The following is a 19056-nucleotide window of genomic DNA, read 5'->3' as shown; positions in this document are numbered from 1 at the left end:
TCCATGTTGGCGAGTAAGCGGAGGGAATGGCATGAAACTTAATCGTAAGCGTATAACTCTGATCACATCTATGATTGCGGTAATTATTATTATTTTGGGGGCTTGGATCGTGAATAAAATGAATCATGACACTACGGCTGCGGGAGCTTATAATGGGCATGGTGGAACGTTCAAAAATACATTAGCATCTATGGATACACCAGATCCGAGCATCATTTACGTCAATGGATTTTATTATATGACGTTTACGCATAACGGAACGGATATTATGATTATGAAATCGCGATCGCTCGACTTCAATCAAGCAGAGCGGAAGGTGGTATGGTACCCGCCTGTGGATACGATGTATTCGGCAAATTTGTGGGCGCCGGAAATTCAATATATTCAAGGAAAGTTTTATATTTATTTTGCAGCAGATAACGGTGAAAATGAAAACCATCGCATGTATGCGCTCGAAGCGGAGACCAGCGATCCGATGGGCAGCTATGCGTTTAAAGGTCAAGTGACGGATTCGACAAACAAATGGGCTATTGACGGCCTCGCGCTTGAGCATGAGGGGCAGCTGTATTTTGTATGGTCGGGCTGGGAAGGCGATTTAAATGTACAACAAAATACGTACATTGCACCGATGAGCAATCCATACACGATTAGCGGACCGCGAGTATTGCTTAGCGAGCCGGATTTGGAATGGGAGAGAGCAGGCGGACCTCCGTTCATAAATGAAGGCCAAGCGATTTTGAAAAAAGACGGCCGTGTATGGATTGCTTATTCTGGTGCGGGAAGCTGGACACCGTTCTATAGCATTGGATTATTGTCACTAGAGCTGGGAGCAGATCCGCTTGATCCGGCGAAATGGACAAAGGCTGAGCAGCCGCTTATGCAAATGGATGGAGACGCTGAGGTTTACGGTCCTGGTCACAATACGTTTGTTGCCTCGCCAGATGGAACCGAGGAGTGGATCGTCTATCATGCGACAAGCGGTCAAGGGGACGGCTGGAATAATCGGAAGGCGCGTGCTCAGCGGATTGAATGGCAGAAGGATGGTTTGCCTGTCTTTGGTTCTCCATTATCGCTTGCTACAGCAATTGAAGTACCAGCGGGCACAGGATTAATACGTGCAGAGCATGCAGCAGCTGCTGACAAAGATAACTTAGATTTCAGCGGGATATCCTCGTCACTTAATACGGATGCCCCATTATTAGTCCATTACACAAACGATGCGGAAACAGAGCAGCGTATTCAGGTCAATGTGAATGATGCGGCTGGTGCAGAAATTATACTTCTACCTACTAAGCCAAATGAAGTGGGATATGTATATGCTTCAATTGCGCTGAACGAAGGGCAAAACAACCTTTCTTTTATTGGAAATCAGGCAGCTGATCTGATCTCGGCGATTGAAATTCCACGTTTTGAAGCGGAGTACGCGCAGTTCTCATCAGACAGTGAGCTTATTGAAAGCTCGACAAAATCGAATGGCCGTTCTGTTCAATTGGCAGAGGGTGATAAGGACGCGATTCGTTTTGATCATGTTAGAGTTCCGATGGGTGGGAAATATGCTTTACATTTAAGTGTGGCTAATGGGACAGGAAGCAAGCAGATGCTGGAGCTGAAGGTTAATAGCGGACGTGTACAAAAGATAAGCATTCCCGCAAGTGAGGCAGATGCAGAGCAGCAGATAACCGTAAGCGTAAACCTGAAAATGGATGACAATACTTTGCAATTTGGAAATGCGACCGGGCCGCTTGAAATCGATTATATCGATATTGTATCCGATAGAAACTAACTAACAACTCAGGCTACGGAGGCGCTAGACATGAATATAAAAAAATGGAGCGCGCAGTGGGTCTCCTATACACTAATTGGTCTCCTGGTCATTGCCTTGACAAGCTGCGCCTCCGAGCAAGAAGCAGATCAGAAGAATGAAGAGACGAAGCCTGAGGCTATAAGGCTTGAGTACTGGACGCCGTTTAGCGGCGGCGACAATCAGTTTATGACGGAAATGGTCACACGATTTAATGAAGAGAATCCGACGATTAACGTTGTGCAAGTAAACTCTCGATTGGATGACTATTACACGAGGCTAAAAACGGCGATAATGTCTGGCAATGCGCCGGAGCTTGCGATTTTGCATCAGACAAGCTTGCCGCAGTTCGTTCAGAACGGCTATATCGAGAATCTGACAGAGCCTGCTAAGCAGATCGGGCTGGACTGGTCGGGCTTTAATCGCAATATTCTCGATTCTACCATGTATGACGGAATCCCTTACGCTGTGCCGCTTGATACGCATGCGCTTGTTATGTTTTACAATAAAACCTATTTGCGTAAAGCAGGTCTAATTGATGAGGCGGATAAGCCATTGATCGGGGCAGGAGCTGCGGGATTTGAAGCTTTCCTGCAGAAGCTTAAGTCTTCGATACCAGCCGACATTGCGCCGATGGCTCAGCCGAGTACTCGGATTGATTCCGTATGGCTTTGGTGGAGTCTTTATAACCAAATAGACGGCGGGGGCAGCTTTTATAATGAGGATGCAACTGCTGCCGTATTCAACAATCCGCAAGCGCTGCAAGCGCTAAGCTATATGAATGATTTGTACAAGAAAGGGCTTATTCCGCCTGATATTAATGATGCATTCAAGCTTTTTTATGATGGAAAAGCTGCGGTGCTAATTACAGGGATGTGGGGAACGGGGGCATTTGAGAAAGCAAAAAATTTGGACTTTGGCGTAATTCCAATGCCTGCGTTGTTCGACCGGGCTGCGGTATGGGGGGATTCGCACACCATTGCCATACCGACCAAGCATGGGATGACAGATGAGAAGAAGCGAGCGGCGCTTACTTTTGTCAAATGGTGTGTAGAAAACGGTGCGATGTGGGCGGAAGCGGGCCATGTGCCAAGCATGACAAAGGTCGTTGCCAGCGAACCGTTTAACAGCTTGAATTACAGAAGCTCCTATGCAGCTTCCGCAAACTATGTAGCCTATTGGCCGCGTCATGTCCGGCAATGGTCGATCGTTGAAATTTTAATTCAAGAATTTGAAAAAATGAATTATTCGGAGCAAACGCCTGAGGAAACGCTGCAAGCAGCCGTGAAAAGGGTGAACATCGAGCTGAGGAAGTAAGGAGATAGCTATGAAGCGGGTACTCGCGGTGATTGGGTGGTTCAAAAATCAGGAGCTGGCACGAAAGCTCATCCTCATAAACTTTATACTCATCGTGCTTCCACTCAGCGTTATGGGGTATTTCGCCTTCACTCGGTTTGCTTCGACGCTTGAGCAGAAGGTCGGCGACTATCAACTGCAGACGATGAAGCAGCTGACGCTAAATCTGGATACTTATATGGCAGAATTAGATCGTTTGACGCTTATGCCCTATCAATATGAACAAATCACAGCTTTTCTAGAGAGCAAGCGTGAGCAGGGTCAGGCTTTAACACTGGAAGAGATTAAGCAATTAAACAGCTTTGTCTCCCAAGTATTTCTGAACGGCCGCATCGATATTGTGGGTGTCTCGTTATTTGGGGAAAGCGGCGCATCCTATGTTGTACTGCCGGAAAGCCAATATGTCACGACGTATCGACTAGATGAGAATGCGCAATGGCTCCAAAACGAGAAGGGCGGCAACGGACAATCCATTTTTATTACAACCCACAATATTCAGTCTACCAGCGGAACGGTATACCCCGTGTTCTCTATTGCAAGGGAGCTGCGCAGCTTTGATAGCGGGAAAAAGCTTGGATATATCGTTATTGATGTAGATCCAACGGTCATTCATAAGATGATATCGCAGGTTACGCTCGGAACGAAGGAAGCTTTATATATTATGGATCAAGACAGTGGAGTCGTTGTCGGTAAAAATCGAGCGATGCCGCAAGAGGCTTTGGGAGGCCTTTATAAGGATAAAGCACCGGAAGGGGTTACACACGCTGCACTTAACGGAGAGCGGCAGCTCGTTTCTTACGTGACGTCATCGATCACCAATTGGACGACAGTTGGAGTCGTTCCGGTGTCGGAGCTGATGAAGGACAGTTTAATTATGCGGAATTCGATTATTCTGTTTGGTGTCATCTGTATGGGCCTTGCTATGCTTATGTCGGTATTCCTTGCGTTTCGAATAACAGAGCCGCTGCGAGGTTTAATTAGGCTCATGCGCAAGGTGGAACGCGGCGATCTTCTCGTATCCTTTCCCGTCAAGCAATGGGATGAAGTTGGCCATTTGGGCAAAGCGTTCAATACGATGGTATCCAAGCTAAGCGAGCTTGGTTACTTGCTTTATGAGACAGAGATTCGCGAGAAGGATGCGCAGATTGCGGCTTTGCAAAGCAAAATCAATCCGCATTTTTTGTATAATACGCTTGGATCGATCAGTATGTATGCAGAAGTCGACGGCAATCAAGAGGTTGTCAAAATGACGAACAATTTAAGCAGGCTGCTGCGTTACAGCTTGAGCAGCCAGAAAGAACATGTCAACCTTGAGGATGAGCTGGGACATGTCTTGGGTTACATGACGATTCAAAAAATGCGCTATGAGGATCGGATCGATTTTCGATTAGACCGAGAAGAGGCTTCTTTGACCTGTATGGTCATTCCCTTAATTATTCAACCGATTGTCGAGAACGCCATTAACCACGGCATCGATCAGGGTGTGGGCAACGGGCGAATTACATTAACCTGCAAAATAGAAGAAAACGTGCTGCGTATTATCATTGAAGACGATGGTATTGGGATGACGGAGGAGCAGCTCGCGGATATTCGCCGTCGACTTCAGCATTCGAAGGATTTAGGTGGCAGCTCCGGCAATGGATTATTAAATGTCCATCGCAGAATTGTTCTTCATTATGGTGAATCGTATGGTTTAATGCTGGAGAGCATGCCATATCAAGGCTTGAAAGTTACGATGACTTTTCCTGCTGTATTTGAGAAGCCTGATCAAATGAAAGGGGATGCTCATGCCTAGAATCGTTATTGTAGATGATGAATCGATATTTAGAAAAGGCTTGCGCAAAATGATAATAGAACTCGACCCGGAATGGGAGGTCGTTGGTGAAGCGCGGGATGGTTATGAAGCATTGCAGCTGGTGGAGGAACTTGAGCCAGAAGCTATTCTGACGGATATTCGGATGCCTCGCATGGATGGCATTCAATTGCAGCAGATGATGAAGGAGCGTTTTCCGCATGTGTTATGTGTCGTTATTAGCGGGTTTGATGATTTTGTCTATATTCAGCAATCGATGAGGCAAGGCGCGAAGGATTATATGATGAAGCCGATTGAGCGCGAAGAGCTGGATAAGGTGCTTCAAATGCTTAAAGAGAAAGTACAGCTTAGCCAAGCGGTTCCGGTTAGCAATCCCCATCGTGATGAGCATCGGATTAGGCAGCATGTCAGTGAACATCTGTTAACTGGCCTTCTGAAGGGCAGCGTGAATGAAGCGGATTTGGAGCTGCTTCGGACCATTGGGATCGACTTTCATCAACCTTACTTCACCTGCATGGTTGTGAAATTAGACAAAAATTCAATCGGCAGTGAGCGGTATAATCAAGCTGATCCTTCTTTGTTTCAATTGTATATTCAACAGCTCGTGCAAGAAGTGCTGAGCAGGAGAACAAATGGCTTTTGCTTTATCATGTCGGAGACGGAAGTAGCGGCGCTGCTAAATATTGAGGATAGTGACCAAGCGATGGCTGCCGTGCGGGAAATAGGCGAGACGATTCGCAGACAAATTACAAGCTTATCGAATATGACGGTCACGATCGGCATAGGCCAGGTGGCAAAGGGCTTTAAATCGATATCCGATGCGTACAACGAAGCGGAAATTGCTTTGCTTCACAGGCTCATCGTTGGCGGAGATAAAGTGTTAGTCTACAGTGATTTAGGCACGGAAGATCGTTTCAAAGGTGAACTGAAAAAATGGTCGTGGGAGAAGCTGGATCTGGCCATGAATGAGGGGAAGCTGGAACAGGTCACGGCGGCAGCCCATGCTTTCGTTAGTGAGCTTTGCCTTGATGCCAAAACGCCGGAAACCGTGCATCAGCAGCTATGCAAGCTGCTCATTCATTATTATGAAGCAGCAGGGCGGCTGCGGCTAACGAAGCAGTGGCTGGGCATGAAGGATATGAAAACCGTTCTATTTGATATTTGCTCGATCTCTTCCAGAGAAGAGCTGATGGATGCATGCTCACAGCTGCTCGTTCGTTTAGCCGTATGTATCGCTGAGAGTACGGCGCAGCCTGAGCATGATCCCATTGAAAAATCGATTCGATATATTGAACAGCATTATTCCAAAGCGCTGACGCTTAAAGAGGTAGCCGATTCCGTCTATTTAAATGCAGCATATTTCAGCACCTTGTTCAAGAAGCAAACCGGGAAATCCTTCGTTGAGCGGCTTACTGAGATTCGAATCTTTGAAGCGAAGCGGCAAATGGTTCAAACCGATAATAAAATTGCTACGATAGCTGAACATACGGGCTTCACGAATATTCGCCATTTTAACCGTGTGTTTCGCAATGAAACCGGTATGTCGCCAAAGGAATACCGTGAAGATATTCATATCAAACCGAATGTTATGCAGAACTAGCTGCTGCTAGTAGGCGACGTAAACTTGAATGTCCTGATCATAATTTCCGAATTGCTTGCCGAACATGCTTAACCCTCCGCTGTGGGTTGCCGTCTCCGGCGCGCATATGCGGAATCTGATGTCGTCGCCAAAGCCAACATCAAGATCCGTTATCGTCCGGTCAGACATCCGAATGCCATCGATGAAGGAGCCTCCTGAGTCGATGGTTATTTGTTTCAGCAAGCCATGCTGAGTCCCCAAATCCCACCAGCTCGGCGTATACACGCCCTTTACTGCACCGAAGTCTCCTGGGCAAGTCCATACTCCGAGCAAGATGTCATTAATATAAAAGGAAAGATCGGAAGGCCAGTTCTCGTTGTAGTGCGGTGCTTCCGAGCATATTTCAAGCGATATGGAAATGCTTTTTGCCGATTGTTTTCCTACTAAATAATTAGGAATGCGATATTCAATATAGCCGCTTCCGAACCACAGATGGCATGCCTTCACATGCTCAGGATCGGAGAAGTAGCGCGGGTCATCCACCATGCCGATAATTTTGGTATCCGATGTCAATCCGCAAGTAGGTTTTACTTCATAAGAGGAATATTGACCAATTGGAATGGATACGGCATACCTATTTTGAATGGCTTGCTCCTTCACACGAAATTGCAGCGTAGCAGAATCGAGTGTGAGATGGCACACCTTCTGACGGCCTCTCGTGCTGGGCACACTTTCTGTCGTAATAATGGATGCTTCTTCAAGCTTCTGAATATGCTTAGTCACGATGGCTGACGAAATGCCTAGCGCTTCAGCTATTTCTTTAATATTCATTGGTTTAATATTTAATAATTCAATGATCTTCACTCTTGTGTCCGATGCAAAGCATTCAAGAAATTTGATATTGCGGCTGTTAACCTCTATGTTCATCGATTGATCCTCATTCCGTTATGTTTGCTAACATTATATAATTCGAAAGTTAATTACACAACTCAAATGTTTACTAATTAAAGCGTTTGAACGTTGTAAATAAAAGAAGAGGGTGTCCTGATGGCCTGTATAGACCAAAAGGATCACCCTCTTCGTATTTCGGTATATGGGAAGTCTAGATTAATATAGGGAAATGGTTAGAGTGTCACGTTCGAAATAAGAATGAAGCGTTGCCTCACTGCCTACAATTTCTACGCTAATAAGCGATTTGATACATGTTTTAAGTGCGTTTTTGCCTGTTGTCAGTTTACGATTAAGTACTGCGGTCAATTTCTCAATGGCTTGCTTATTTGTATCTGTTAAATAGACAGGTATCGTTTTATTTTGGAACATCAGCATCGTTTTCATAGTATGGACCTCCATCCCGCGAAGGATTTTTTTTTATAGTGTAACGTACAATTATTAAATAATTCTTAAAATTCGGTGAGTATTTGGTTACAAAGCTGTAACTTTTGAGTAAATGACCAAATCATACACGTTTTTTCTTATTATGGACGACGATCCGACGATTCAAGCTGTTTTTTGCGAAACTGGGAAGGCGTGCATTTCATCATTTTGCGAAATACTTTGACGAAATAACTAATATGATCGAATCCGACATCAAGCGCTACAGCTGCTATTTTGAGCTCTGGCTTCAGAAGCAGCTCCGTTGCTTGTCTAATTCGATAAGCATTCAAATACTCAATTGGCGTTTGTCTGGTCATCGTCTTGAAGAATCGGCAAAACTGACCTTCGCTCATCGGAATTTGATCAGCAATTTCTGCGATCCGTATAGGGCGCTGGAAATGATTTTGCATATAAACAATAGCGGTCTTCAGTCTGTCAATTTTTGTAGAGTCGGCATTGCTTGTTTCACTTCTGTTGCAAAACTTGCTTTGCGCGGCAATTTCATGAAGCATTAAATAAAAGTGACCCTTCACCGCGGTCTCATGACCAGGCTTCTGACTTTGACATACGTTCATAATGCATTGCAAATGCTGAAGCAGCGCGATTTCCCATTCTGTTTTTGGCTGAATATGTCTAGGAAACGTCTTTTTCTTGTCCTGAAGCGGTGAAATAAATCGTTCCTGTACGGCATCATAGCTGGCACTGGCGAGCAAATGAGTATCGAACACGATGGCGCAAAAAGAACAGGCAGTATCGCCTTGTGCATGACCAGCATGAATGTCGCCACCGTCTATAAAAACAGCTTCGCCTGCTTTTACAATGAAATAATCGGTATCAACCTGGAACAGCACTTCACCTTCAAGCACATAAAAAAACTCTGCTTCAGCATGCCAATGACAATCCAGAACGGGGACGCCAGCCTCTTCATGTTCAATCCAGTAGGCGGCAAGCGGGAACATATTGTCGCCATGCAGCCGGTCTTCTTTTAAGGCGTGCCTAGTTGTTTGATCCATTTTGAGAGGCCTCCTGTGCTTGATGCGAGTTAGTTACCATTCCATAGAGGCATATCGTCAAAATAGTGCTATAGATGAGCAGTATTCTGTTAGAATTATTCGATTAATTATCAGTATAATGCAATTATATAGGATTGCAAATAAAACTAAACAGGAAGGTTGGTTCAGTCGATGAAATTTACAGACGGCAACTGGCTCATTCGTGATGAATACAAAGTATTAGGGGCTGTACAAGTCCATGATTTCGAGCAAAAGGATGGCAAACTAACTGCTTATGCTTCGCCACAACCTATCTATAATCGCTCTAATATGCTGGATACGATGTTGTTAACGGTCCATTTTCATTCTCCGCTGCCAGGCATTATTGGCGTTAAGCTTGTGCATCATGCAGGCGTTCGGGAGCGTGGCCCAGTGTTCGAGTTGTCCTCGCAAACTGGCGACCATGTTGTAATCGAAGAAAATGATGAGCGGGCTGTTCTAACAAGCGGCAGCCTCAGCGTCCATATCCGTAAAGGAGCCGTATGGGCGGTGGATTTCTATCGCGCGGGCGAGCGGATTACGGGAAGTACGCAAAAATCGATGGCCTACATTAAAGAAGACAACGGCAATACGTTTATGCGCGAAGAATTGGATGTTGGTGTTGGCGAGTGGGTATATGGCCTTGGCGAGCGCTTCACGCCTTTCGTAAGAAACGGACAAGTCGTCGACCTCTGGAACAAAGACGGGGGCACAAGCTCGGAGCAATCGTACAAAAATATTCCTTTCTACATGACCAATAAGGGATATGGCGTATTCGTCAATCATCCAGAGCTGGTATCATTCGAGATCGCTTCGGAAAAAGTGAAAAAAGTGCAATTCAGTGTGTCAGGAGAATCACTCGAATATTTCATTATCGATGGTCCGAGCATGAAGGATGTTCTTCATAAATATACGGATTTGACTGGCAAGCCAGCGCTGCCGCCGGCATGGACATTTGGATTATGGCTTACCACTTCATTTACGACTAACTATGATGAAGCAACAGTTAATTCATTCGTCGATGGCATGGCAGAACGTGATCTTCCATTGCATGTGTTCCACTTCGATTGTTTCTGGATGCGTGAGTTTCATTGGACCGATTTCAAGTGGGATGAGCGGGTATTCCCAGACCCTGTCGGCATGCTGTCGCGGCTCAAAGAAAAAGGGCTTAAAATTTGCGTGTGGATCAATCCTTACATTGCTCAGCGCTCGCGTTTGTTCGAGGAAGGCAAACAAAATGGCTATTTGGTGAAAAAGCCAAACGGCGATGTATGGCAATGGGATTTGTGGCAGCCAGGCATGGCGCTCGTTGATTTCACAAACCCAGCAGCATGCAAGTGGTACGCAAATTATCTGCGTGAGCTTGTCGATATGGGTGTGGACAGCTTTAAAACCGACTTCGGTGAGCGTATTCCGACCGATGTCGCTTATTTTGACGGCTCCGATCCGATGAAAATGCACAATTACTATACTCAGCTTTATAACAAAGTCGTATTTGAAGTGCTTGAAGAGAAGCTTGGCCGAAACGAAGCCGCTTTGTTTGCCCGTTCAGCTACGGCAGGCGGACAGAAATTCCCCGTACATTGGGGCGGTGACTGTTATGCGGATTATGAGTCCATGGCGGAGAGCTTGCGCGGCGGTTTATCGCTTGGGATGTCGGGCTTCGGCTTCTGGAGCCACGATATTGGCGGATTCGAGAACACTGCGCCAGAGCATGTATTCAAACGTTGGTTAGCCTTTGGTCTGCTGTCCAGCCATAGCCGCCTGCATGGAAGCAAATCGTATAGAGTGCCTTGGGCATACGATACGGAAGCGGTAGATGTTACTCGCTTCTTCACGAAGCTGAAATGCCGGATCATGCCTTACTTATTTAATACAGCTGTTCAAGCAACTGAGCTGGGCTTGCCTTCGATGCGTGCCATGGTGCTTGAGTTCCCAGAAGATCCGACCAGCGAAATGCTGGACCGCCAATACATGCTGGGCGACTCTATACTGGTAGCTCCAATTTTCAACGAGCAGGGCCATGTCACTTATTATTTGCCAGCTGGAAAATGGACGCATTTGTTATCCGGAGAAATTGTAGAAGGCGGCTCATGGCGCAAAGAGAAATATGATTTCTTTAGCCTTCCACTATTCGTTCGTCCTAATTCCATTATTGCGCTTGGAGCGAATGAGGTTAAACCAGATTATGATTATGCGGATGGCGTCCAGTTTGAGCTTCATAATCTGGAAGACGGAAAAACAGCTGCAACGGCTGTACGCAATACCAAAGGCGATACAGAATTGACGATCTCGGCAACACGCCAAGGCGAAGCGATCACTCTTCAATTAGAGGGCAGCGGGAAAGCATTCTCATTGGCACTGAAGGGGTTCGGTCCAATTCGTTCTGTCGAAGGGGTAAAAGCTGATGTGAAGGATACAGTTCTGCACATTGCTGCAGGCTCGAAGCAGCTGGCGTTTACGATTCATATCTAAACAAATAAGAGGCAGCTATGTCCCAGCCGTATGCAGGCTAGGGCGAAGCTGCCCCTTTTATAGTGCCATTGTACGAGCATTGACCAAAATCGCATAAGAAAAGACTAATAATACAACTGGTTTTCGCATAGGACTGTCGATATAATAAAGATCAGAAAACAAAATCAAATACATCAAATAATAAATATAAGGGAGTGCAGCTCACATGTCACGAATGAATATTGGTTTGCAATTGTACACGCTAAGAGACGCTACCGCACAAGATTTTGAAGGTACGCTTCGCAAGGTTGCAGCAATGGGTTATGAGGGCGTAGAATTTGCAGGATACGGTGATATCAAAGCTGAAGACATGCGCGATCTGCTACAAGAATTGAATTTGAAAGCAATCGGCAGCCACGTCGGCTTGCATCTGCTTGAAGGCAATCTTGATGAGGAAATTGCTTATCTTCAAACCATTGGAGCTAAATATGCTATTTGTCCTTGGTTGCCGGTAGATGCTCGTGATACAGAAGCATGGCGTGGACATCTCGTGAAATTTGAAGAGTATGGTAAGCGTTTCCGTGAAGCAGGCATTTCTTTTGCTTACCACAACCATGAATTTGAATTTGAAGTTGAAATCGACGGCCAAATCGTATTTGACGCTTTGTATGAGCGGATTGATCCGCAATATCTGCAAGTTGAAATGGATATCGGCTGGGTACAATACTCCGGTGTAGATCCGCTTGCTTACATTGCAAAATACGCAGGACGTCTGCCACTTCTTCATTTGAAGGACTTCCGCGCTGGTGAGAAGGGTGGGCAAATCGATACAGTAGAGCTTGGCCGTGGCGATTTGCCGCTTCTTCCTATTATTGATGCTGCCTCGAAAGCATCTGTTGAATGGATTATTGTTGAGCAGGACACTTGTGCGAATCCTCCGATTGAGGCTGTTGCAGAAAGCATGGAATGGTTGAAAACTAATTTTTTGAACAAATAATAATCTAATTGATAATAGATAGGGGAAAATATTCATGTCTAAAGTACGTGTAGCAGTTATAGGTTGTGGATCGATTTCGAAATACCGTCATATCCCGGAATATGCAGCTCATGAGAATGTTGAGCTTGTTGCATTCGTAGATCCAATTATCGAGCGCGCAGAACACTATGCGAATTTGCATGGCGGCAAAGCGTTTGCTGATTTCGAAACGATGCTTGCAGAAATCAAACCTGATGCAGTAAGCGTATGTACGCCAAATGCATTGCATGCTTCAATGTCAATTACTGCAGCTAATGCGGGCGCTCATGTTCTTGTTGAGAAGCCAATGGCTGTAACCGATGAAGAAGCGGAAGCGATGATTGAAGCAGCTAAGAAAAACGGCGTTCACTTGATGGTTGGCCACAACCAACGCTTCATGCCGCCGCATGTTAAAGCGAAGCAAGTATTGCAGTCCGGCATTCTAGGCAAAGTACTTACATTCCGTACATCGTTTGGTCACCCTGGTCCAGATGGCTGGAGCATCGATGGCGCAGAAAGCTGGTTCTTCCGTAAGCCAGAAGCTATTATGGGCGCAATGGGCGATCTTGGCGTTCATAAATCCGATCTTATTCGCTGGATGCTTGACGACGAAGTTTCAGAAGTAGCTGGTTTTGTTGGCACGCTTGATAAGGATACCGATGTTGATGATAACGCATCATGCTTGCTTCGTATGAAGAGCGGTGCAATCGGCACGCTTGTAGCAAGCTGGACTTACTATAAGGGTGAGGACAACAGCACTATTTTGTGGTGCGAGAACGGCGTTATGAAAATCGGTACGCATCCTGACGATCAAGTAATCGTAGAGCTGCGCAACGGCACAGTTGAGAAGCATAAAGTAGGCGCAATCTCAACTAACGAAAAGCAAGAGACAAGCGGTGTAGTCAATGCTTTCTTGGAAAGCATTCTTACGAACACAACACCTGCTGTAAGCGGTGAAGACGGCCGTGCTTCTTTGAAAGTTATCTTGTGTGCATTTGAGTCACAAGCAACAGGCAAATTCATTAGCGTAAACTAAGCAATGTACAGGAATGCCTTCAACCGACGTGCGCAAGCCGTGAGGTTGGAGGTATTCTTTTTTGCACACTATCTTGCATTGTAGAATAGCATGTGGTAAATTATACAAAAGACGGAATTGCTGTACGATGCTATACTGTATTGATTAATAGTAAGTTATGCTTAGTATCTTTCCACATACAGTACCGAAGAATTAGAACTTCAATGATGGAGGACACGAAATGAACATTCAATTTAAAAAGGGCGTGCTTGAAATATGCGTTCTTGTGCTTGCGACAAGGGGAGACCGATATGGCTATGAGCTGGCTGTTAAAATTTCCGAAAAGTTTGAAGTAGCAGTCGGAAGCGTATATCCATTACTAAGCAGATTGACACAGGACGGCTATTTCTCAACCTATTTGAAGGAATCAACTGAAGGCCCGCCTCGGAAATATTATCAATTAACAGCAGAGGGCTGGAGTCATATGCGCAAATTAATTGCAGAATGGGAAAGTTTCACGCAATCCGTAAATGAAATTGTAGAGGAAGGTTTAAGACCATGACGACAAGAGATCGATATATGTTGGAGCTTGAGAGCATGCTCAAAGTCATTCCAGAGCCGCAGCGTAAGGAATGGCTGTACGATTATTATCTTCATTTTCAGCAAGCGGTAGAGAATGGTCAAACCGAGGAGCAAGCAGCAAGCGAGCTGGGAGATCCAAGAATGATTGCGAACGAGATGCTGCTTGGATACCGAGTTAATCAGGCAGAGACGAACAAGGGCTTCGGAAAGCTCTCTAAGGCTGTATTTGCAACAGCAAGCCTTGGTTTATTCAATATTATATTCGTTCTAGGACCCTATCTGGCTCTGGCGTCGGTCATTGTTGCTTTATGGGCGTCAGCTTTGGGAATAGGCGTAGGCGGTATCGGAATCATGGTAGAGAGCTTATGGAACGGCACATTTACTATGCCGCAGGCATTGACGATAGGCTTGATTACAAGCTCAATTACGATTTTACTCATCATCGGCTTAAAGGCACTTACAACTTCCTTCTATAAGATGACCTTAAAATATTTGAAATTCAACACAAGAATTGTAAAGGGGAATAACAAATGAAAAAACTAGCCGCATTCGCTTTAATTTTGCTTGGTATAGGAGTACTTTGCGCGTTTTTTGTATTCGATAAAGATGAACTTGTAACGAAATTTCAGGGCGAACCTTTTTTGCAGGAAAAAACGATTGATGCATCGTCCATTCGCTCGATCCATGCGGAGACGGATACGTTTAATATCACTTTCGTTCCCGGCACAGCAGATGATATTAAAGTGAGACTTGAAGGAGATGTAAGTGAAAAGCTTGCTGGAGACGTCATTCTAACGGCAGCTCCTAAAGGGGATACGCTTAATATTGAGGCAAATACGAAGGATCGTTTTACATTCGGTATTTCTATCGTTAACTTGAAGCTGACGATTGAGGTTCCTGAAAAGTTATGGAGCTCGATCGATATCGAAAGCGATACAGGAAACATTGTCGTTGATCAGATGGAAGCTGACAAAATGAAATTAAAATCAGAAACCGGCAATATCAAATTAACGAATTATGCGGCACAGGAGCTTGAATTAAAAACAGATACTGGAAACATTAATATTGCGGACGGAAAAGGCATTCTAAAAGCAGAATCTGAGACGGGAAATGTACGAGTTGAAGCAGACGAATTGCGCAGCGATCTTTCAATTAAGACGGATACCGGGAATATTATCGTTAATGCAGATAAACAGCCTGCTTCGGCTACTATTCGTATCAAGAAGGATACCGGAAACAGCAAGGTGGATTGGGATGGTTTCTCGGTTAACAAGGAGACAGAAAATAATATTGAAGGTGTAATCGGCAGCGGTGATATCAAAATAAGCATGGAGTCGGAGACGGGCAACATCAAACTCGGCACTCGATAAGCAAAAATAGATTTATAAAAACAAGAAGCAGGTCGTGGAATATATCCATGGCTTGCTTTTTTTATGTGTTTGCCGTCTCGATTCATTCATGTATCGCATAAAATATAGCAATTGTTTATCGAGAGGATGCGATGCGTAATGGTCGTAGAGCGCAAATATTTTCAAAGGTTTACTTTTGCGGAGTATGTTGAGTATTTGAAACCATTCGTATCAAAAGTGAAGTTTTCGCAGATTCATGTGCATGGAACATGGAAGCCGACTATTGTGGATTACCGGAGAGCTGCGGATAAAATGAAAATCATTCAAGGGATGTGGCGGTTTCATGCAATTACCCAAAATTGGGGTGATATCGCCCAGCATGCAACGATCGACCCTGACGGCTATATATGGGAGGGGCGTTCTCTTCTGGAAGCGCCGGCCTCTGCTGTTGGCTACAACGACCCTGATCCAGATCGCATACATCCGTTTATGTTCGAGATGATCGGTAATTTTGATGTTGGAGCGGAGAAGCTGGAAGGTGCTCAGCTTGCTTCAGCCGTTAAGCTGACAAGTCAAATTGCTGCCATGTGGAAGCTGCCAGACAGTCAAATTTTGTTTCATCGCGAAATGAATCCAGCGAAAACATGTCCAGGAAGTTCAGTTAACAAAGCGGCTTTCTTAGAGCTTGTTCGCGACTGGAGGGATGTTGATATGAACGCATCAGATGCTAACAAAATTATCTCTACTTGGCTCTCTCCAGCATGGTTTGCAGCAACCACAAAAGCGGAGAAAGATGAAATTCATCGGCTCGCAAACGAGCTTCGAAAAGCTAGCGGTCAGCTCTAAAAGCAGCAAAAAACGGTGATGAGCATATTCTCATAAAGCAGTAATGGTGCTGTTTTGCTAGCTATTTTCACGCGATTACCAGTTTTTGTGTCATGAAACACCAAAAACCCCATGGTAAGATAAGTGGCGTCAGGAAGAACGATGCGCAAACAAAACGAATGCGCAGCTGAAAAAGCTTCAGTCGTCAGACGCTTTTTTACAAAAACTTATCTTATTAGGAGGATTCATTCATGAAGATGCAACCAATACGTGTAGGTGTCGCTGGCATAATCGCAGCAACGGTGATCGGCGCAGGTTTTACGGCTCCAACGGCAGGTGCAGCACCGGCTGTGAAAACTTTCTCCACGATTCAACAACCATGCCTCATTAGCCAAGATACGATCAAACAGATCGGTGATAAATATGGAATAGATTTTAGCAAGCTTTTGAATGGCAGCTTCATTCAATGGCCTACGACAGGCGGTAACACAGGAACAGTAACAAAACCGGGAACAGGTACTGGAACAGTAACTAATCCGGGAACAGGCACTGGAACAGTAACAAAACCAGGAACAGGTACTGGAACAGTAACTAAGCCAGGAACAGGTACTGGAACAGTAACAAAACCAGGAACTGGTACAGGAACAGTAACAAAACCAGGAACTGGTACAGGAACAGTAACAAAACCAGGAACAGGCACTGGGACTGGTACAGGAACTGAAACAAAACCAGGCACAGGTACTGACACAGGAGCTTCCAATTTGAGTGCTTATCAATCACAAGTTGTCGACTTAGTTAATAAGGAACGTGCTAAAGTGGGCTTGTCCGCTTTGAAGAGCGATACGCTTCTTACGAAAGTAGCATCAGAGAAAGCAAGAGATATGGACGTTAACAATTACTTCAGCCACACATCGCCGACTTACGGATCTCCATTTGATATGATGCGTTCTTTCGGAGTGACTTATTCTTATGCTGGTGAGAACATTGCTTCTGGTCAAAAAACACCACAAGATGTTATGACTGCTTGGATGAACAGCCCAGGTCACAAAGCAAACATTCTTAGCGGCAACTTTACTAAAATCGGCGTTGGTTATGTAAACGGCGAATGGGTTCAAATGTTTATCGGCTAGTCTTTCCTTAAACCTTAGACAACAGCAATACGTTAAGGGCGGACAACCGCCCTTAACAAGATTTATAATCACGTGATCGAAGTTGTGAAACTTCGGGAACGCACAGGAGGATTTACCCCATGTTTAAAAAACGTACATTAGCAGCAGCAGTAGTAGGATTATCGGTTATGATGGCAGCAGGAACAGTAAGTGCAGCTTCGAAAACACATACAGCGAATGACAATGATACATTCTGGAAGCTATCCAAGCAGTACAGTGTACCTTTGGATACACTAATGGAAGCTAATCCTAAGATAGATCCGCTTAACCTATATAAAGGTTTAAAGCTTACTATACCTTCCACAGAAGCTTCTGTAGAGAAGAAACCGGCAACGATGAATTCAGCAGCTGACGACTCCTCAAAAACAGTTAAAGCTATGAATGGTAAAGAATACGCTTACTCGAAAGCGCTTCTCGTACAAGCTACAGCTTATACAGCAGCAGCATCTGAGAATGGCAAGTGGGGAGCAGTCGACTACTTTGGAGACAAGCTCCAGGTTGGTACGATTGCCGTAGATCCGAAAATGATACCTCTTGGCACTAAGCTTTATGTGACAGGGTATTCCTATAATGGTTTGCCGCAAGGCGGAATGATTGCAACAGCAACAGATATTGGCGGTTCGATTAAAGGCAATCGCGTTGATATTTTTGTACCAGGCTCAACAAGCCAAGCCATGTCTTTTGGTATTCAAAACGTGAAAGTATTCGTTCTTGAATAAAAATATAGATGGAAAAGGCAATCCACTCTTCATGAGGGATTGCCTTTTTTTTGTACATAAACTCAACGGGCTGCGGATTGTCCGACGAGCTCAGGCAATGTAACGAGCTCATACCCTTTGCTTTCCAGCAATTGGATGAGCTTCGGGAGTGCAGCAACCGTGCCGGATAAGTTTTGGCCGACTCCTCCGCCTGCGTGCTGTAAAATTATCGATCCAGGTTGAAGTGTTCTTTTTATATTTTGCAGCACCAATGCGCTGCTAGGATTGTTTTTCCAATCTACGGAATCCACATCCCAGTTGACGATAGCAAAACCAGCCTGCTTGCTCCATCTTACTTGCTGAGGCAGCAGTTCACCGTATGGCGGTCGTATAAAGTGAGGAGAATATCCGACTATATTTTTTATTATGGTGTCCGTTCGCCAAATTTGCTTCTGATACTTCGTTAAAGTAAGCTTTGAAAAAATGGCATGGTCATAAGAGTGATTACCAATGACATGTCCTTCGTTATGTATCCGCTTTACTAATGCAGGGTATTTGGCAGCACGGTTCCCTACAATAAAAAAGGTAGCGCAAACATCATGCTCCGCTAATATATCCAAAATAGCTGGTGTATATCTTGGATCGGGAACATCATCAAACGTTAGCGCGACTCTTTTCTTATTACGAGGCCCATTAAGGAGAAAGGTATTGGGAAATTGCCTATGAAGCCTATCCCAAGACACGACAGCAGTTTTTCGTTTTTTTGATTCTTTTGCAGGTTTGAACTGAGCTATTTGCTGCTTATCGGCAGCTGAAGCATAGGAATCGGTTGATAGGTTAAGCAGCATACAACCGATTAAAGCAATGCCCGCCACGGTCTTCCCTATTTTATGTGGTGTTTTCCACATTTGCATCAGTCCCCATGATTGATTGTAAACAAGCCGTGCCGCTATTTTACCCATGCTGCATACTTTCATGCGCTTTACTTTAAAAAA

At 44.9% G+C, this 19056-nt stretch carries 17 protein-coding genes; 13 read left to right on the top strand and 4 right to left on the bottom strand.

The window, feature by feature from the left end:
- Positions 1–31 precede the first annotated feature (31 nt).
- Genes AC0VYE_RS26610 through AC0VYE_RS26595 form a run of 4 tightly spaced genes read left to right on the top strand, consistent with a single transcriptional unit; the run spans position 32 to position 6570 of the window.
- Positions 32–1783, top strand: coding sequence for a family 43 glycosylhydrolase (locus tag AC0VYE_RS26610; protein ID WP_475443548.1), 1752 nt, complete (start codon positions 32–34; stop codon positions 1781–1783).
- Between the two features lie 30 nt (positions 1784–1813).
- On the top strand, positions 1814–3118 hold the full coding sequence (locus tag AC0VYE_RS26605; RefSeq protein ID WP_076267476.1) for an ABC transporter substrate-binding protein: 1305 nt from the start codon (positions 1814–1816) through the stop codon (positions 3116–3118).
- A gap of 10 nt (positions 3119–3128) precedes the next feature.
- The gene (locus tag AC0VYE_RS26600) at positions 3129–4952 is read left to right on the top strand and encodes a cache domain-containing sensor histidine kinase (protein ID WP_475443546.1); all 1824 of its coding nucleotides are present in this window, start codon (positions 3129–3131) and stop codon (positions 4950–4952) included.
- Positions 4945–6570, top strand: a complete 1626-nt coding sequence (locus AC0VYE_RS26595; RefSeq protein ID WP_475443544.1) for a response regulator — start codon at positions 4945–4947, stop codon at positions 6568–6570. The genes AC0VYE_RS26600 and AC0VYE_RS26595 overlap by 8 nt, the downstream gene beginning before the upstream one ends.
- 6 nt (positions 6571–6576) lie before the next feature.
- On the opposite strand, the gene AC0VYE_RS26590 is transcribed toward AC0VYE_RS26595, so the two are convergent.
- The 3 genes from AC0VYE_RS26590 to AC0VYE_RS26580 form a co-directional block, all read right to left on the bottom strand.
- Positions 6577–7476: an ArsR/SmtB family transcription factor gene (locus AC0VYE_RS26590; protein ID WP_076267479.1), complete on the bottom strand. Its 900-nt coding sequence runs from the start codon at positions 7474–7476 to the stop codon at positions 6577–6579.
- Between the two features lie 180 nt (positions 7477–7656).
- On the bottom strand, positions 7657–7884 hold the full coding sequence (locus AC0VYE_RS26585; RefSeq protein ID WP_053372108.1) for a hypothetical protein: 228 nt from the start codon (positions 7882–7884) through the stop codon (positions 7657–7659).
- Between the two features lie 140 nt (positions 7885–8024).
- A complete protein-coding gene (locus AC0VYE_RS26580) occupies positions 8025–8936 on the bottom strand; it encodes an AraC family transcriptional regulator (protein ID WP_076267480.1) in 912 nt (303 codons plus the stop codon).
- Between the two features lie 171 nt (positions 8937–9107).
- On the opposite strand from AC0VYE_RS26580, the gene yicI reads away from it, so the two are divergent.
- The 9 genes from yicI to AC0VYE_RS26535 all read left to right on the top strand — a co-directional run bounded on the left by yicI (position 9108) and on the right by AC0VYE_RS26535 (position 18082).
- Positions 9108–11429, top strand: a complete 2322-nt coding sequence (gene yicI, locus AC0VYE_RS26575; protein ID WP_475443541.1) for an alpha-xylosidase — start codon at positions 9108–9110, stop codon at positions 11427–11429.
- A gap of 205 nt (positions 11430–11634) precedes the next feature.
- Complete coding sequence (locus AC0VYE_RS26570; protein ID WP_076267482.1) at positions 11635–12405, top strand: sugar phosphate isomerase/epimerase family protein; 771 nt, start codon at positions 11635–11637, stop codon at positions 12403–12405.
- Positions 12406–12439: 34 nt separating this feature from the next.
- The gene (locus tag AC0VYE_RS26565) at positions 12440–13459 is read left to right on the top strand and encodes a Gfo/Idh/MocA family protein (protein ID WP_475443538.1); all 1020 of its coding nucleotides are present in this window, start codon (positions 12440–12442) and stop codon (positions 13457–13459) included.
- Between the two features lie 220 nt (positions 13460–13679).
- Entirely contained in the window at positions 13680–14000 is a 321-nt protein-coding gene (locus AC0VYE_RS26560) for a PadR family transcriptional regulator (RefSeq protein ID WP_076267484.1), read from the top strand.
- Positions 13997–14554, top strand: coding sequence for an HAAS signaling domain-containing protein (locus AC0VYE_RS26555; protein WP_076267485.1), 558 nt, complete (start codon positions 13997–13999; stop codon positions 14552–14554). The genes AC0VYE_RS26560 and AC0VYE_RS26555 overlap by 4 nt, the downstream gene beginning before the upstream one ends.
- A complete protein-coding gene (locus tag AC0VYE_RS26550; RefSeq protein ID WP_475443536.1) occupies positions 14551–15390 on the top strand; it encodes a DUF4097 family beta strand repeat-containing protein in 840 nt (279 codons plus the stop codon). Before AC0VYE_RS26555 ends, AC0VYE_RS26550 begins: the two co-directional genes overlap by 4 nt.
- 138 nt (positions 15391–15528) lie before the next feature.
- A complete protein-coding gene (locus AC0VYE_RS26545) occupies positions 15529–16215 on the top strand; it encodes a peptidoglycan recognition protein family protein (protein WP_475443534.1) in 687 nt (228 codons plus the stop codon).
- 230 nt (positions 16216–16445) lie between these two features.
- The gene (locus AC0VYE_RS26540; protein ID WP_475443532.1) at positions 16446–17324 is read left to right on the top strand and encodes a CAP domain-containing protein; all 879 of its coding nucleotides are present in this window, start codon (positions 16446–16448) and stop codon (positions 17322–17324) included.
- Between the two features lie 119 nt (positions 17325–17443).
- Positions 17444–18082 carry a 3D domain-containing protein gene (locus AC0VYE_RS26535; RefSeq protein WP_076267489.1) on the top strand — a complete coding sequence of 213 codons (639 nt, stop codon included), beginning with the start codon at positions 17444–17446 and terminating at the stop codon, positions 18080–18082.
- A gap of 62 nt (positions 18083–18144) precedes the next feature.
- On the opposite strand, the gene AC0VYE_RS26530 is transcribed toward AC0VYE_RS26535, so the two are convergent.
- Entirely contained in the window at positions 18145–19023 is an 879-nt protein-coding gene (locus tag AC0VYE_RS26530; RefSeq protein WP_256710848.1) for a polysaccharide deacetylase family protein, read from the bottom strand.
- Positions 19024–19056 lie beyond the last annotated feature (33 nt).

The organism is Pristimantibacillus sp. Z349TD_6, from assembly GCF_056173205.1.
The sequence above is the reverse complement of the archived record's forward strand: the minus strand, read 5'-3'. Positions and strand labels throughout refer to the sequence as shown.